The following is a 15,912-nucleotide window of genomic DNA, read 5'->3' on the forward strand; positions in this document are numbered from 1 at the left end:
CGTCCAAACGATGCATTTGGACGGCTTTATGTGGGTAATTTACAGATTTTGGGCCGCGTTTTTAGTTTTCGCCAGCAAATGCCGCTGCTTGGGCAATCCAATCGTCACGCCGGATGCGACCTTTGAATTTCAGGCGGCTGTCGACCCAGGCCACTTCTTCGTCGCTCCATTTGGCGATCTGGTCGTAATGCCAGAAGCCCATTTCATTCAGCCTCGTTTCAAGTTTCGGGCCAACACCGCTGATGCGTTTGAAATCGTCAGCACCGGCCTTGCGCGGCGCAGACATTGTGCGCGGTTTGGATTCTGCTGCGGGGGCGTCCGTGGCAGCCGCTTTCGCCGTTGGTGCTTTCGCAGCAGGTTTGGCTGCTGGCTGATCGGGGGCGGGCAGTGGGTTGCCGGATGTCGGACCAGCAGGGCCGGACATTTGCCACGGCGCCAGAAGCGGAACTTCGGTGCCATCAATCCGTTTGATCGTATCGCCAATGTCACGAGCCAGTTGCACGGAGGCGTTGTGCGGGTTCTTGTCGGCGGCGTAGTCTGTCAGCGTTGTGAGCCCGCTGAGCGGTTCAGCGGCGTAGCGACCATTTTGCGGACCGGGCAAAGGGACTTCGCCGCGCGCCAATGCATCAATCAGATCAGCCATTTTGGCCGATGTCAGGTCTTCGTAATAATCTTTGCCGATTTGGGCCATGGGCGCGTTCGAACAGGAGCCGAGGCATTCGACTTCTTCCCATGAAAATTTGCCGTCCGCAGACACGTCATGGGGATTTTTGGCAATCTTGTCCTGACACACGGCCACGAGGTCTTCGGCGCCACAAATCATGCACGATGTGGTGCCGCAGACCTGAATGTGCGCGACTGAGCCGACGGGTTTCAATTGGAACATGAAATAGAACGATGCCACTTCCAAAGCGCGCATAAACGCGAGGCCGAGCATATCAGCCACGCTTTCAATGGCGGGGCGTGTCAGCCAGCCTTCCTGTTCCTGCGCACGCCACAGCAGCGGAATGATCGCGCTGGCCTGACGGCCTTCGGGATATTTGGTGATCTGCGCATTTGCCCATGCAAGGTTGTCGGGCGTGAAGGCAAAGCTGGCGGGTTGGTCAAGGTGGAGACGTCTAAGCATTGGCACAAGTTCCTGAGGTCAGTCGGAAGCCGTTGGCAGTGGGTTCACTTTCGCCAGCAAGCATGAGGTATTGAGTTATCATCACCAGCTTGTCACGATCAAAGCCGGTTTGCTCCGCGATGGGGACGGCATCGGTGGTTGTTTCGATTGCGCAGCCCGCATCGGTGACTGCGATTTTAAAAAGGGCGACGTCAGCAGCACTGACCCCGTCTGGCAAAGTCTGCCCGCTAAAGCCGTCACAGCCCGCGAGAAGAACGCCTATCAGGGTGAGGGCTGCGAATTTCACTCGCACGCCTCGGTGTTCAGCGACATGGATCCGTCGGCTTCAAGCCCGACAAGGCCATCGGCATATAGCGCCGCGATAACGAGCAAGGTCTCTTCCTCGCTCAGACCCGATGCGGCCAACACAGCGTCGCCGTTTTCAGCCGTGACGACGCAGCCCGCATCCTCGATGGCTTTGGTCATCGCTGCCATGTCAGCAGGATCGGCAACGTCGGAGTCTTGCGCGAATGCAGGCGCGGCGAGAAGCGTTAGGATCAGAGCGGTGCGCATCAAGACACACCCCCGCCGACTGCAGCACTGGTGAAGGCCACGAACACTGCCATTGGCAGCACATGGGTGCCAAATCCGGTGAGGAAGACAAGTGGTACGACAGTCAACGCGATCATCGGTCAATCTCCCCGAACACAACATCGAGCGAGCCGATGATTGCGGCCACGTCTGCGAGCTGGTGTTTTGTTGCCATGAAATCCATCGCTTGAAGGTGCAAGAACCCCGGCGCGCGGATTTTTGCGCGGTAGGGTTTGTTTGAACCGTCGGCCACGAGGAACACACCGAATTCGCCTTTCGGTGCTTCGACGCAGGCATAGGTTTCGCCAACGGGCACATGGAAGCCTTCGGTGTAGAGTTTGAAGTGATGGATCAAAGCCTCCATGGAGGTTTTCATCTCGCCACGGGTTGGCGGGGTCAGCTTACCACGCGCCATGATCGGGCCCTGCCCGTCTGGTTCGCGAAGCTTTACAATTGCTTGGCGGATGATCGACACGGATTGACGCATTTCTTCCATGCGGCACAGGTAGCGGTCATAACAATCGCCATTCTTGCCGACCGGAATCTGGAATTCGAATTCGTCATAACATTCATAGGGCTGTGCGCGGCGCAGATCCCACGCGAGGCCAGAGCCGCGCGCCATGACGCCAGAAAAACCCCAATCAAGGATGTCTTGTTCATTGATGATGCCGATGTCGACATTGCGCTGTTTGAAAATGCGATTTTCGGTCAGCAAGCCGTCCACGTCGACCATGAATTTGGTCATGAACTGGTCTGCCCATGCCTCAATATCTTCAATAAGGCCAGCGGGCAGGTCTTGGTGCACACCACCGGGGCGGAAATACGCAGCATGAAGGCGCGCGCCGCACGCACGTTCGCTAAACACCATCAGTTGTTCGCGTTCCTCAAAGCCCCAGACCGGCGGGGTCAACGCGCCGACGTCCATCGCCTGTGTGGTGACGTTCATCAGGTGGTTCAGCACACGGCCGATTTCACAGAACAGCACGCGGATCAGCGAGGCGCGACGTGGCACCACGGTGCCTGTCAGCTTTTCAATCGCCAGACACCAAGCGTGTTCTTGATTCATCGGGGACACGTAATCGAGGCGGTCAAAATACGGCAGGTTTTGCAGGTAGGTGCGCGATTCCATCAACTTTTCGGTGCCGCGGTGGAGCAGGCCGATGTGGGGATCGCAACGTTCTACGACCTCACCGTCCAGTTCTAGGACAAGGCGCAAAACCCCGTGCGCCGCAGGGTGCTGCGGGCCGAAGTTGATGTTGAAATTGCGGATCTTCTGCTCGCCGGTCGCAGCATCGGTGGACCCGTCGTCGTAGGTGTTCGTTCGAATATCACCGTCCATCATTTCGCCCCCTTCACAGGTCTATCGCTAAGCGCCAAAATCCAAAGCAGGATCAACGCGCCCAAGGGAATGATCGCAAAAACCGCGAGCCATGCGGGAAAGCCGAAGCGTGGCAGAAGTTTCCAGAACGGAAACACCAGTGCGATCGCGATGATCACCATCATCAGCAGGCCAGTGCCGCCGAATTGCATACCCATCATCATTTCGCCCCCTCCTTCTTTTTCTCATCGGCCTTGTCATCACCCGGAAGGATGTATTGCGCGCCTTCCCATGGGGACATGAAATCGAATTGGCGGTATTCTTGGACCAGCGAAATGGGTTCGTAGACGACGCGTTTTTGCACTTCGTCGTAGCGGACTTCTGTGTAGCCGGATGTGGGGAAATCTTTGCGCAACGGGTAGCCGCGAAAGCCGTAGTCGGTGAGGATGCGGCGCAGGTCGGGGTGGCCTTTGAAGATGAGGCCGAACATGTCGAACACTTCGCGTTCAAACCAGTTGGCGGATGGATGCACGTCGGTGATCGACGCAACCATTTCGTCTTCGCGCACTTTGACACGCAGACGGATGCGGTGATTTTGGTACATCGACAGGAAATGATAGACCACATCAAAGCGTTTATCGCGGCCAGGGTAGTCGACGGCGGTGATATCAACCAACGACGAGAATTTGCACGCGGTGTCAACCTTTAGGAATTCGATGAACCCCGCAAGGTTGGCGGGCGCGACATTCACTGTCAGCTCTCCGCCCGTGACGTCCCATGACAGCACGCAGTCGGGGCGTTTGAGTTCAATGTGTTGGCCAAGTTCGTTCAGGTCTTCGACTTTGGCTTGGGCGCGGGCATCTGACATATCGATTACCTTACAATTGTTCCGGTGCGACGCATTTTGCGTTGCAGTTGCAGGATGCCGTACAGCAGCGCCTCAGCCGTGGGGGGGCAACCGGGGACGTAGATGTCCACGGGCACGATGCGATCACAACCGCGCACCACAGAATAGGAATAGTGATAATAGCCACCACCGTTCGCGCAGCTGCCCATGGAAATCACGTAGCGTGGTTCAGGCATCTGGTCGTAGACTTTGCGCAGTGCGGGGGCCATTTTGTTGGTCAGGGTTCCGGCCACAATCATCACATCGGACTGGCGCGGGCTTGCGCGCGGCGCGATGCCAAAACGTTCGGCGTCATAGCGCGGCATAGAGGTGTGCATCATTTCAACCGCGCAACAGGCCAACCCAAAGGTCATCCAATGCAGCGAGCCGGTGCGGGCCCAGTTGATCAGATCGGCGGACGACGTGACAAGAAATCCCTTGTCCGTCAGTTCCTTGTTGAGGTCTTGAGTTGCGACATCGCGGTCAACCCCAGCGGTGTTATCGCCAACAGCTACTCCCATTCGAGGGCCCCTTTTTTCCATTCGTATGCAAAGCCGACGGTCAGCACGGCCAAGAACACCATCATCGACCAGAACGCCGCCATCGAAATGTCCCCGAACGCTACGGCCCATGGGAACAGAAACGCGATTTCCAGATCAAAAATGATGAACAAGATTGAAACAAGATAGAAGCGCACATCGAATTTCATTCGCGCATCATCGAACGCGTTGAATCCGCATTCGTAGGCGGATACTTTTTCGGGATCTGGATTGCGCACAGCCAAAATGACCGCAGCAAGGATCAGCACGGCACCGAGCACGATGGCCAGCCCGAGAAAAATGATGATTGGCAGGTATTCTCTGAGCATCTCGTCCACGCGCGGTCACTCCAACTTTGGCGGGCGCACGTTGGCACACCCTGTGTCATCCCCGCGTTTATCGCCGACGCGTGGGGGGGTCAACGGGCGGATCGCTGTGATATGGGGGCGAATTGCCGCTGAGGGTCTGATTTTCGCGCGCGAGATGCGGCTAAAGCAGGCCCCACATCCAAAACAAAGCTAGGCCAACGCTAACCCCAAGCTATTCCCAAGGCGGCGCGGTCTTGTCAAAAAACGCGATGATGCCCTGATTTGCCTCTGGGTGTTCCCAGCGGGTCACCAGTGCTTTGATCGACGCATCGATGGTGGTTTTGGTGGGTGCGCCGCCCAAAGAAAGCACCATGGCTTTGGCTTCAGCCACAGCGGCGGGGGCGCATTTCAGGTAGGCGATGATTTCTAATTCCAATTCCGCGTCAAGGTCTTGCGCCGTGGTGAGGTTGGACACGATGCCAAGGCGCTGTGCGTCAACCGCGTCAAACGGGCGGCTGGACATGAACACCTGCCGCGCGTTGCCGCCGCCCATGCGTGCCACCACGTAGGGGCCGATGGTTGCGGGAATAAGGCCGAGTTTGGTTTCCGTCAGCCCGAACATCGCGGTGTTCACGGCGAAAACTTTGTCAGACACACAGCACAGGCCGACACCGCCGCCAAACGCCGCACCCTGCACCCGCGCGATCAGCGGTTTGGACAGTGCGTTCAGCGCGCCGAGCATATCGGCAAGTTTGCGCGCCTCAGCCGCGCGGGGGGCGCTGTCGGCGGCCATTTGCGCCTTCATCCAAGCGAGATCACCGCCAGCGCAAAAACTACGCCCCTGCCCTGTGATAACCACGACGCGCACTGCTGCGTCCGCGTCAAGACCTGCCGCGGCCTGTGTCAATTCATCAATCATCTGACCCGACATGGCATTGTGTTTTTCGGGCCGGTTGAGCGTCAATGTCGCGACACCGCGTTTGTCGGTGATCAGGGTAATTGTTTCAAACATCATTGGTCCCTCGCATTGTGCGCGCCAGTTTTGCGGCGGCGTCGATGACGGCCAAATCAAGCCCTGTGTCAAAGCCTTGTGCTGCCAAGTGGCGGGCGGTGGTTTCTGTCGCGACGTTGCCAGACGCGCCGGGCGCATAGGGGCAGCCGCCAAGACCCCCCACAGATGTGTCAAACACCCGCAGGCCAAGGGCGATTGACGCGTCTATATTGGCCAAAGCGCGCCCGCCCGTGTCATGGTAATGCCCCGCCAGAACCTGCGCTGGTGCCACATCTAGAACCGCGCCGAGCATGGTTTGGATGCTGTCAGGCGTCCCTGCACCGATGGTGTCGCCAAGACTGACTGCATAACACCCCATGTCGCGCAATTGGCCCACGACATACGCCACCTGCGCGGGGTCCGTTGGGCCATCAAACGGGCAAGCAACGACGCAGGACACATAGCCGCGCACGGGGATGTTGGCCGCTTTCGCCGCCTGTGCGATGTCACGGTAGCGGGTCAGGCTTTGCGCGATGCTGGCGTTCAGATTGGCGCGCGAAAACCCCTCAGACGCTGAGGCGAAGACCGCGACTTCATCCGCATGTGCTGCGATCGCGTCGCTAAACCCGCGCAAGTTGGGGGTGAGTGCGGTGTAGCGGACGTTGCCGGCGCGCTTAATCCCTGCCAAGACCTGCGCACTGCCCGCCATCTGCGGCACCCATTTGGGGCTGACGAAACTGGCACATTCGATGTGATGCAAGCCAGACGTCGAGAGCATATCGACGAGTGCGATTTTTTCCGCCACAGGGATATCGCGGGGTTCGTTTTGCAACCCGTCGCGGGGCCCGACCTCAAACAGTTCAATCTTTTGGGGCATCTATAACCTCCAACGATATCAGCGCGATACCGGCCTGCACTTGGCTGCCGGAAACGGCGTGGATAGCAGAAATTTTGCCCGCACGCGGCGCGCACAACACATGTTCCATTTTCATCGCTTCAAGCACCGCAAGTCGGTCGCCTTCTTGCACGTCATCGCCGACGGCCACGAAGATATCACGCAACAGGCCAGGCATCGGGGTCAGCACGGTGTCGCCGCCCTGTCCCGCACTGATGCGATCCAGCGGGTCGGGCTGGGTGAATGTCATTGGCGCCGCACCAAACAGCGTCACGACCCGCCCCGACAGATGTTGTGGGCGTGCCTTTTGCCCGTCAAACCGCCAGATATTGCCCAGCCTTTGGGCGTCCACCGCCTGCCCTGCTACATCGCAGGTCACATGATCCGATTTGTGAACCGTAAGCAGAACGGTGCTGTCGCCAAGGTCAATGGACCACGTCAGCGGCGCGTGCAGCGCAAATCCGGTCGCGCCACCTTGCCGCGCCATAACACCACTGAGCGCGAGGGCGGCCTGCGCCAGATCGGCTGGCGTGGGAACTGGCGCGGCGGTGAGGCTGTCCAGATGCCGTGCGATCAGGCCCGTATCCACGTGCCCCGCCGCGAAGTCCGCACCGCTTGCGAGGGCGGTCAGAAAGCCCAAATTTGTCACCGTGCCCGCGACCTGCGTGGCCGCGAGGCCATTGATCAACATCGCAAGTGCCGCCGCGCGGTCAGGTCCGTGAACGATCACTTTCGCGATCATCGGGTCATAATGCGGGGTGATTTCATCGCCCGCCTCAACACCAGTATCGGCGCGGACAATGTCGGGGAATGTCAGATGGGTTAGACGGCCAATGGCGGGCAAAAAGCCCTGCGTGGCGTCTTCGGCGTAGAGCCGTGCTTCGAACGCATGGCCTTGACTTTTTACGTCTTCTTGGCGCATTGGCAGGGGTTCCCCAGCCGCCACGCGCAACTGCCAATCCACCAGATCGATGCCGATGATGGCTTCTGTGACGGGGTGTTCGACCTGCAGGCGGGTGTTCATTTCCATAAACCAAAACCCGTCGGTACGCAGCGGGCCGGACCCGTCGACGATGAATTCAACCGTGCCCGCGCCGCTGTACCCAATGGCTTCTGCGGCTTTCACCGCCGCCGCACCCATGGCGGATCGCACCGCGTCGCTCATCCTCGGCGCCGGGGCTTCTTCGATGACTTTTTGATGGCGACGTTGCAGCGAACAGTCACGTTCAAACAGGTGAATAGCCTGCGTACCATCGCCAAAAATCTGCACTTCTATGTGGCGCGGCGCGGTGACAAATTTCTCAATCAACACAGCATCATTGCAAAAGGCTGTCCGGCTTTCGGCGCGCGCAGAGGCGAGTTGGTCGTCAAATTCCAGCGCCGTTTCGGCCAGCCGCATGCCCTTACCGCCACCCCCTGCGACGGCCTTGATCATCACCGGATAGCCGATTTTGGTGGCCTCATCGCGCAGCAGATCATCGTTCTGATCGGCGCCATGATAGCCCGGCACGACGGGAACACCTGCCTTTATCATCAAGGCCTTAGCGCGATCTTTGAGGCCCATTGCGCGGATCGCGTCGCCGCTGGGTCCAACGAAAATCAACCCTGCGGCGGTGACGGCGTCGACGAAGTCGGGGTTTTCGGAGAGAAATCCGTAGCCGGGGTGGATCGCGTCAGCGCCGGTGTTTTGCGCGGCTTGAATGATCCGATCTCCGCGCAGATAGCTGTCGGTCGGGGACGCGCCGCCAATGTGGACTGCTTGATCCGCGAGGCGCACGTGGCGCGCCTGTGCGTCAGCGTCGGAATAGACCGCGACGCAGGCGATGCCACGGGATTGCGCGGTTGCCATGATCCGGCACGCGATCTCGCCTCTGTTCGCGATGAGTAGTTTTGTGATCATCAGGCGTCGCCTGCGTCTGCGTCTGGGCCCGCGTCCGCAACTGAATATTTGCGATAGCGGTGGCGGTAAATCAGGTTCGGTCGGTCCGCGTCGACCAGATAAAACAAGATCCCAACATTCGCGAGGGTTTCAAACAACGTGATGAGGTTGCCGTCCCCGCCCAATCCACGCACCAAGGCAAAGACTGTCAAACCCGCTGAAATTGCTGCGAAAATAACCGCCCAAGGGGATCGAAACGCCAGACCTAGGCCGACGAGAAATGGAAAAATGCAGTTAAATAGCGCGATTATCGGGCCTGCGCCGTAGTACAGTGACAGGGTGAGCCGCAGCACTGCGATGGCAATAAAATAGGCGACGATCACCCACAGCAGTGGGCCGAGTGCGCCCTTGGGATGGGCGCGGGCCTGTTCTGGCGACACCGACACCCATGGGATGCCAGAATAAAAATCGCCGCGTTTCTTCTTGTCGGTCATTGGTTTGCCTTTGATATTGTATCGAAATTACATGCGGAACACGCCAAACTGTGTGTCCTCAATGGGTGCGTTCAGGGCGGCGCGAAGGGACATGGCGAGGATAGCACGGCTGTCGCGCGGATCAATAATGCCATCATCCCAAAGCCGCGCAGAGGCGTAAAGCGGATGCGATTGTTCTTCAAATTGATCAATAACAGGTTGTTTGTATTGCTTTTCTTGGGTGTCTGACCAATCCGCACCAGCGCGATCCATGGCGTCGCGTTTGACCGATGCGAGCACGCCTGCGGCCTGTTCACCGCCCATGACGGCGGTGCGCGATGTGGGCCATGTCCAGATAAAGTTCGGGCTGTAAGCCCTGCCGGACATGCCATAATTTCCCGCACCGAAACTACCGCCGACGATCATGGTGATTTTGGGGACCGATGTGGTCGCCACGGCTGTCACCATCTTGGCGCCGTGACGGGCGATGCCTTCGTTTTCGTATTGCCGCCCGACCATGAATCCGGTGATGTTTTGCAGGAAGACGAGTGGTGTTTTTCTTTTTGAACAAAGCTCTATGAAATGCGCGCCTTTTTGGGCGGCTTCAGAAAACAGCACCCCATTGTTGGCGATGATGCCGACACGCATGCCTTCGATCATCGCGAACCCAGTGACGAGGGTTTCGCCAAAGCGGGCTTTGAATTCATCAAATTCGGACCCATCGACAATGCGAAAGATGATTTCACGTATGTCGAACGGGGTCTTGAGGTCAGACGGGATAAGGTTGAAAAAATCCTGTTCAGACTTGGCTGGTCCGTTAAATTTGCTTGGTTTGTACGCCGCCCCAGATCCGGATTGAGTGTTTTGTACAATTTGGCGCACGAGGGCCAGCGCGTGCGCGTCGTCTTCTGCGAGGTAGTCGGCAACGCCGGACAGTCGCGTGTGGACGTCGCCGCCGCCCAAGTCTTCGGCGGACACGATTTCGCCTGTCGCGGCTTTGACCAGTGGTGGCCCCGCGAGGAAAATCGTGCCTTGGTCGCGCACGATCACGGACACATCGGCCATGGCTGGCACATAGGCACCGCCAGCGGTGCAGCTGCCCATAACGGCGGCAATTTGCGGGATGCCAGCGGCGGACATGCGGGCTTGGTTGTAAAAGATGCGGCCAAAGTGGTCACGGTCAGGGAACACTTCGTCTTGGTTTGGCAGGTTCGCGCCGCCTGAATCCACCAGATAAACACAGGGCAAGCGGCATTGTTCAGCGATTTCCTGTGCGCGCAGATGCTTTTTCACCGTGATCGGATAGTAAGTCCCGCCTTTGACGGTGGCGTCGTTGCAGACCACCATGACTTGGCGGCCGTGGATCAACCCGATGCCCGCGATCACACCACCGCAGGGGGCCGCACCATCATACATGCCGTGGCCCGCAGTGGCGCCGATTTCAAGGAATGGCGAACCGACATCGAGCAGGTTTGCGACGCGGTCGCGGGGCAGCATTTTGCCGCGCGACACGTGGCGGGCGCGGGATTTTTCACCACCACCTGCGGCTGCATGGGCTGCGGCATCGCGGACCAGGTCAAGTGCTGCGACATGGGCCGCGTGGAATACAGTTTGCGTCATCCGCGCATGCCTTCACCCAAGAAACGCAGGTATATCACGCGTTTGGCCGTGAGATCGAGCAGGCAGGATGCGCCTGCAATCTGGCGCATCGATCCGGCCCCCCACATGGCATATTCCAACGCGCACTGGGTGTCGCGCAGCGGGATCCAAGCGCGTTGTGCGTCGCGCAAACTGTCGGCGCGGTTGGCAAATTCGGGGAAAAATTCCACATCTTGGTCGTCCATCGCCTGCAGTCCGTCCATTATCGGGCCATAATCGCGGTTGAGCAGGCGGTCCCACGCCTCATATTCGGCCAGCGTGCAAAACATCATGCCAACAGTGGTTTGCCCGTCGGTTTCGGATGCCATGCAGAGGCCGGACCCCTGCCCGACGCAGGCTGCCGCCGCGTTGCTGTCTTCGGCCCCGTCAAAACAGGCGGCTGTGACATCCATATGGGGCATCAATTCGACCACGGCGGGTTGCAGTTCGGCGTGGGCGCTGAGGGGGGCGAGCACCATCGACAGGGTCAGGGCACGGATCATAGGTGGTCCTCCAAGAACAGAAGTTGCTGGGCTGCCTGATGCATTTTGCAGGCGGCTGAGGCCGGGCCGATAAGGGAGGATTTCATTGCTCTTCTCCTGTCAAGTCGGCAACCAGATCAGCGGCAACAAATTCCAGCGCGGTGCGCCAGTGGATTTCGATCAGGCAATCAATCGGATCATCGCTTGCGGCCGCGACGTCGTCACACAGGGTCAGGCCGTCATCATAAAGTCCGCCTGTACCGTTGCGCCCTTGAGCGATTGCGGCCTCGGCGCGGTGGGTGACTTGGGACTGCCAAAACACGAGGTCGTCGGTCTTACATACGGCGCGGCGATCAAACAGCGTGTAGCCCAGCGCGTCACACGACTGGGTGATAGGAATGTGGCGTTCGCCGCAGACGATAGGGCCAATCATGTCCAACATCGGGTTGTCGGGGTTTTCGATCATCAGTTGGATGAAGCAGGCCTCGAATGCGGTGATGTCACCCTTAAGGGGTGATGCGGCCTGTGCGTGGCCCGTTGTTGCCAGACAGCTGAGCGCCACAGCAGTGGCAACGCCGCGCAGTGGGGCGCCTGCCGTGGCGGGTGGCATTGGCGGGCATTTGAGCCCGTATAGACTGCGGTAAAGCGCTAGGACCATTGGCACACCGATGCGGCATTGGTCAATGTCACGTCATTGCCCCCATCAATTCACGCCCGATCAACATGCGCCTGATTTCGGATGTGCCCGCGCCGATTTCCATCAGTTTCGCGTCGCGAAACAGGCGCGCGACGGGGGCGTCGGCCATGAAGCCCGCCCCGCCAAAGGCTTGCACGGCTTGATGCGCCTGCACCATCGCCTGTTCTGATGCGTACAGACAGCAGGCGGCGGCGTCCGCGCGGGTGACGGTGCCTTTGTCGCAGGCCTTGGCGACCTCATAGACGTAGGCGCGCGCGGAATTTAGCGCCGTGTACATGTCCGCCACCTTGCCCTGCATCAGTTGGAAATTTCCAATCGGTTCGCCGAATTGTTTGCGCTGTGCGATGTAGGGCATCACTTCGTCCAGACAAGCCGCCACGATGCCAAGGCCAATGCCCGCCAACACAACCCGTTCGTAGTCAAGGCCGGACATCAAAACACGCACGCCGCGTCCCTCTTCGCCAAGCACGTTATCAAATGGCACCTCTACGTCGTCAAAGACCAGTTCTGCCGTATTGGACCCGCGCATTCCCAGCTTGTCGAAATGCGGCGATGTGGTGAAGCCCATCATGGACTTTTCGATCAGGAACGCCGTTATGCCCTTTGAGCCCGCCGCCGGATCGGTTTTGGCGTAGACGACCAGCGTGTCGGCTTCCGCGCCATTGGTGATCCAGTATTTGGTGCCATTGAGGATGTAGCGATCGTTTCGGCGTTCCGCCTTGAGGGACATGGACACGACGTCCGATCCGGCACCGGATTCAGACATTGCCAGTGCGCCGACATGTTCACCTGAGACAAGGCGCGGCAGATATGTCGCCTTTTGCGCGTCGGTTCCGTTCAGTTTGATCTGGTTGACGCACAGGTTTGAATGCGCCCCGTAGGACAGCGCCACAGACGCCGATGCGCGCGCGATTTCTTCGACCGCGACGGTATGGGCGAGGTAAGACATCCCCGCGCCGCCGTATGTTTCATCCACCGTCACGCCGAGCAAACCAAGATCACCCATGTCGCGCCAAAGTGCGGGTGGGAACAGGTTGTCACGATCAATTTGCGCGGCCATCGGTTTCAAGTGTGCCTGCGCCCATGCATGCACCATGTCACGCAGGGCGTTCACATCGTCACCAAGATCAAAGGTCATAGAGGCAGTAAACATGACATTTCCAAATTTATTGAACGCTTGTTCAATAACATGCCCTACGGCGGGTCCCGCGTCAATCCTGCGGACCCGAAACTAGGCGCTATATGGCGACGTAGATGTTTCGGCCAAGACAAGACTGCGATGTTAATGCCAATTCCAAGGACGCATTAACCAGATATTTTCCGATCCTGCCGTAAGTGGCGCCATGATTGATGTCTTTGCACATATCGCGGCCTCTGTGCCTCTGGCCAAAACTGGCCAAAACTGGCCAAAAGTATATGTTCGTTTAGAAACAGCATTGCCCAAGCGAAAAAATTAGGCTTTTGGTCATTGGTGAAAGATTTAATGAGTATCATAGACGCCGCGCTTTTGCGCAAAGGCTTGTCGGCCGCTGCTGCGTCACGACTGGCCGTGGGGAACCCGTCCCTTATCAAGAACATGCGCAACAAAACCGGCAACCCCAAACGGTTCAACGCACATGCCTTGAAACAGTTGGCAGACGTTTTGGATCTGGAATTCTATTTCGGCGATGCCCGCACGCAGACCGTGGTTCATCTGCCAGCTGGGTTTGCCGAGCGCACAATCGAACCGCTGGCCGCCGCGACAGCGCGCCAAGAGGCGCTTGAGATGGGATTTCTGCCGATCCCTTATCACAGCGCCGCCCTGCCCAATTTTCGTGGCACCGCGCCTGTGGCGCTGGCGCGCCAATGGCTGACGGCCAGCACCCTTGTGGCCGAGACGCTGGCGTTTCTACCGGTGGTGACTGATGACATGATCCCGACACTGACGATCGGTGCGTTGGCCCTGCTAGACACATCAGATGTAGACCTGCACGACGACGGCATTTGGGCTTTGGCACTAAAAGGCCGCTACGTGTTTGCCCGCATCCAGCGCCCGTCCCCGAACATGCTTGTGCTGAAGGGCGACAAACCCAACCAGCCCGTGCAGGTTTTCAAAGACGCCGAATTGCGCACCCTTAAGGTGTTGGGCAAAGTCGTGTGAATCGCCCACCAACCCCTGTGATCAATCAGATACTTGGTTTTGCCAAACTGCGCTGACCTGCGCGCGGATGATCCGCGCGATCTGGCTGCAATCATCGGTGGAAAACGTCAGCGGCAAGCGCATATCGATGATCCCCGCTAAAATACGATCACTTTTCGGCATGCGATCTGAGGGGGCATAGCGCCAACTGTCATAGCGCGATGTGAAACCGCTCGGCTCTGCGCCGCCGAACCATTTCAGTTCAACGCCGCGCGCACGGCAGCGCGCGATCACGTCTTGCACGGACGCGGGCGGCCAATCCAGAAGCAGAAACTGGAACGAGGACGCAACGAAGCCTTCGGTTGCGGGTCGGTCAATCAGTTTCAAACCAGCCGTGTCGCGCAAGCCGGTTTCCAGAGAGCGGTACAGAGCATTCCAACGGTCGCATTGTGTTTGCAGGTCAGCCAGTTGCGGGCGCAGGATCGCTGCCCGCAGATTGTCCATCCGGCCTGAAATATTGGGGGTCTCGTATTTGATCTGGGCGAACGCCTCGGGTGGTGGGGCCGCACGGTGGCGGTCAAACAGCATGTAGCTGCCCGACAACATGATGGCGCGGGCCATGCCGTCGGCATCATCGCTGATCAGCAAGCCGCCCTCTCCGGAATTGACGTGTTTATAGGTCTGGGTGGAATAGCAGCCGAATTTGCCAAAGCGACCAGAAGGTATGCCGTTCCAATCGGCCCCCATGGTGTGGGCGCAGTCTTCGATGACAGTGACTTGGGCCGCGTCACACAGAGCCATCAGCGCATCCATGTCACAGATATGGCCGCGCATATGCGACAACAGCAACACCGACGACTGGTCCAGTTTTGCAGCCAAGTCATCCAGATCAATCACCAAATCTTCGGTCACACCCACAAAGATCGGCGTGGCCCCGACCGCGGCAATGGCACCAGGAACGGGCGCGAGGGTGAACGCGTTGGTCAACACGGTGTCGCCGTGTCCAATGCCGCACGCCCGCAACGCAGTGGTCATTGCGTACCCGCCCGACGCCACAGCAAGGCAATATTTCGCCCCTGTAAGGCTGGCAAATTCTTCTTCCAGCAACGCGGCCTCGGCGATTTCATCGCCCGATGTGTTGTAGCGATGCAGACGCCCGTGGTTGAGCACCGCCAATGCTGCGTCGATGCCCGCCTGCGGGATCGGTTCCTGCTGGGTAAAGCTGCCACGAAAGACGTCGGTTAAAATCTTGTTCATGATCTGTTTGTGCGTCTAGGTCGCCGACCCGTCAATGGCGATTACGCCGCACCCATCAGGCGATCCACGATTGCGGGCAAATCTTCGTAGCGTTCCAGCAGCGCTTCGGGGTTGAGGGCGGCCATGTTTTCACCAGACGGGCCGAACGTCACAAGGATCGATGGCACGCCTGCGGCTTTTGCAGTGTTGCGGTCCGTCGCGGTGTCGCCCACCAAGCAGGTCAGCGCCGCAATGCCACCCGCGCGCCGCGCCGCTTCGAACAGATGTTCGGGGTCCGGCTTTTTGACCATAAGCGTATCGGCGCCGACCAAGGAGGCAAATGCACCCCGGACGCCAAGACGCCGCAGCAGGTCTTCGGCCAGACCTTCGGGTTTGTTGGTGGCGATCCCGACACCGTACCCGCGCATTTTCAGGGCCTCAACCGCGTCCATCGCACCGGGATACATCACTGTATGGTGGTCAATGTCTTTGGCATAAGCGTCCAACAGAACCTGATACTGGCCGGCAATGTCAGGTTCGCCAAAGCCATCGACACGGCTGAACCCCAACGTCAGCATCGCCCGCCCGCCGCGCAACGCCGTGCCCGCGTCCTTAGCCGGATCAAGCAGCGCGCCGAGCCCAAGACCCTTGAAACAGACGTTGGCCGCCGCAATCAGATCTTGGGATGTGTCGGCCAATGTGCCGTCGAGATCGAAGATAACCGTTTTCATACATGTTTCCTAAGCTTGCTTTGG

The 15,912-nt window shown here is 58.8% G+C and carries 19 protein-coding genes; 1 reads left to right on the forward strand and 18 read right to left on the reverse strand.

From position 1 onward, the window contains the following. Nucleotides 1-61: 61 nt before the first annotated feature. The 16 genes from nuoE to OA238_RS15825 form a co-directional block, all read right to left on the reverse strand. Nucleotides 62-1,126, reverse strand: a complete 1,065-nt coding sequence (gene nuoE, locus OA238_RS15750; protein ID WP_015495939.1) for an NADH-quinone oxidoreductase subunit NuoE — start codon at nucleotides 1,124-1,126, stop codon at nucleotides 62-64. Continuing rightward, a complete protein-coding gene (locus OA238_RS15755) occupies nucleotides 1,119-1,412 on the reverse strand; it encodes a hypothetical protein (protein WP_015495940.1) in 294 nt (97 codons plus the stop codon). The genes nuoE and OA238_RS15755 overlap by 8 nt, the downstream gene beginning before the upstream one ends. Continuing rightward, nucleotides 1,409-1,678 carry a hypothetical protein gene (locus tag OA238_RS15760; protein ID WP_015495941.1) on the reverse strand — a complete coding sequence of 90 codons (270 nt, stop codon included), beginning with the start codon at nucleotides 1,676-1,678 and terminating at the stop codon, nucleotides 1,409-1,411. Before OA238_RS15760 ends, OA238_RS15755 begins: the two co-directional genes overlap by 4 nt. A 112-nt stretch (nucleotides 1,679-1,790) precedes the next feature. Continuing rightward, a complete protein-coding gene (locus OA238_RS15765) occupies nucleotides 1,791-3,038 on the reverse strand; it encodes an NADH-quinone oxidoreductase subunit D (RefSeq protein ID WP_015495942.1) in 1,248 nt (415 codons plus the stop codon). Next, nucleotides 3,035-3,238 carry a hypothetical protein gene (locus OA238_RS15770; protein WP_245581329.1) on the reverse strand — a complete coding sequence of 68 codons (204 nt, stop codon included), beginning with the start codon at nucleotides 3,236-3,238 and terminating at the stop codon, nucleotides 3,035-3,037. The genes OA238_RS15765 and OA238_RS15770 overlap by 4 nt, the downstream gene beginning before the upstream one ends. Then, nucleotides 3,235-3,882 (reverse strand): NADH-quinone oxidoreductase subunit C, encoded by a 648-nt coding sequence (locus OA238_RS15775; RefSeq protein ID WP_015495943.1) that lies wholly within the window; start codon nucleotides 3,880-3,882, stop codon nucleotides 3,235-3,237. The genes OA238_RS15770 and OA238_RS15775 overlap by 4 nt, the downstream gene beginning before the upstream one ends. Nucleotides 3,883-3,887: 5 nt before the next feature. Next, a complete protein-coding gene (locus tag OA238_RS15780; protein WP_015495944.1) occupies nucleotides 3,888-4,421 on the reverse strand; it encodes a NuoB/complex I 20 kDa subunit family protein in 534 nt (177 codons plus the stop codon). Further along, nucleotides 4,412-4,777, reverse strand: coding sequence for an NADH-quinone oxidoreductase subunit A (locus OA238_RS15785; RefSeq protein WP_044036974.1), 366 nt, complete (start codon nucleotides 4,775-4,777; stop codon nucleotides 4,412-4,414). Before OA238_RS15785 ends, OA238_RS15780 begins: the two co-directional genes overlap by 10 nt. A 202-nt stretch (nucleotides 4,778-4,979) precedes the next feature. Beyond that, the gene (locus OA238_RS15790) at nucleotides 4,980-5,759 is read right to left on the reverse strand and encodes a crotonase/enoyl-CoA hydratase family protein (protein WP_015495946.1); all 780 of its coding nucleotides are present in this window, start codon (nucleotides 5,757-5,759) and stop codon (nucleotides 4,980-4,982) included. Next, nucleotides 5,752-6,615: a hydroxymethylglutaryl-CoA lyase gene (locus tag OA238_RS15795; RefSeq protein ID WP_015495947.1), complete on the reverse strand. Its 864-nt coding sequence runs from the start codon at nucleotides 6,613-6,615 to the stop codon at nucleotides 5,752-5,754. Before OA238_RS15795 ends, OA238_RS15790 begins: the two co-directional genes overlap by 8 nt. Continuing rightward, a complete protein-coding gene (locus tag OA238_RS15800) occupies nucleotides 6,599-8,533 on the reverse strand; it encodes an acetyl/propionyl/methylcrotonyl-CoA carboxylase subunit alpha (protein ID WP_015495948.1) in 1,935 nt (644 codons plus the stop codon). The genes OA238_RS15795 and OA238_RS15800 overlap by 17 nt, the downstream gene beginning before the upstream one ends. Then, the gene (locus OA238_RS15805) at nucleotides 8,533-9,006 is read right to left on the reverse strand and encodes a hypothetical protein (protein ID WP_015495949.1); all 474 of its coding nucleotides are present in this window, start codon (nucleotides 9,004-9,006) and stop codon (nucleotides 8,533-8,535) included. The genes OA238_RS15800 and OA238_RS15805 overlap by 1 nt, the downstream gene beginning before the upstream one ends. A 27-nt stretch (nucleotides 9,007-9,033) precedes the next feature. Then, nucleotides 9,034-10,605, reverse strand: a complete 1,572-nt coding sequence (locus tag OA238_RS15810; RefSeq protein WP_015495950.1) for a carboxyl transferase domain-containing protein — start codon at nucleotides 10,603-10,605, stop codon at nucleotides 9,034-9,036. Beyond that, nucleotides 10,602-11,126 carry a lysozyme inhibitor LprI family protein gene (locus OA238_RS15815; RefSeq protein ID WP_015495951.1) on the reverse strand — a complete coding sequence of 175 codons (525 nt, stop codon included), beginning with the start codon at nucleotides 11,124-11,126 and terminating at the stop codon, nucleotides 10,602-10,604. Before OA238_RS15815 ends, OA238_RS15810 begins: the two co-directional genes overlap by 4 nt. An 82-nt stretch (nucleotides 11,127-11,208) precedes the next feature. Then, complete coding sequence (locus OA238_RS15820; RefSeq protein ID WP_044036976.1) at nucleotides 11,209-11,715, reverse strand: hypothetical protein; 507 nt, start codon at nucleotides 11,713-11,715, stop codon at nucleotides 11,209-11,211. Between the two features lie 76 nt (nucleotides 11,716-11,791). Further along, a complete protein-coding gene (locus OA238_RS15825; RefSeq protein WP_015495953.1) occupies nucleotides 11,792-12,955 on the reverse strand; it encodes an isovaleryl-CoA dehydrogenase in 1,164 nt (387 codons plus the stop codon). Between the two features lie 330 nt (nucleotides 12,956-13,285). Here OA238_RS15825 and OA238_RS15830 point away from each other — a divergent pair, with 330 nt between their 5' ends. Further along, nucleotides 13,286-13,942, forward strand: coding sequence for a S24 family peptidase (locus OA238_RS15830; RefSeq protein WP_015495954.1), 657 nt, complete (start codon nucleotides 13,286-13,288; stop codon nucleotides 13,940-13,942). A 21-nt stretch (nucleotides 13,943-13,963) separates the two neighbouring features. Here OA238_RS15830 and OA238_RS15835 read toward each other — a convergent pair whose 3' ends face one another. After that, complete coding sequence (locus tag OA238_RS15835) at nucleotides 13,964-15,178, reverse strand: DegT/DnrJ/EryC1/StrS family aminotransferase (RefSeq protein WP_015495955.1); 1,215 nt, start codon at nucleotides 15,176-15,178, stop codon at nucleotides 13,964-13,966. A 41-nt stretch (nucleotides 15,179-15,219) separates the two neighbouring features. After that, nucleotides 15,220-15,888 carry an HAD-IA family hydrolase gene (locus OA238_RS15840; RefSeq protein ID WP_015495956.1) on the reverse strand — a complete coding sequence of 223 codons (669 nt, stop codon included), beginning with the start codon at nucleotides 15,886-15,888 and terminating at the stop codon, nucleotides 15,220-15,222. Nucleotides 15,889-15,912 lie beyond the last annotated feature (24 nt).

Source organism: Octadecabacter arcticus 238 (assembly GCF_000155735.2).
GTDB lineage: Bacteria > Pseudomonadota > Alphaproteobacteria > Rhodobacterales > Rhodobacteraceae > Octadecabacter > Octadecabacter arcticus.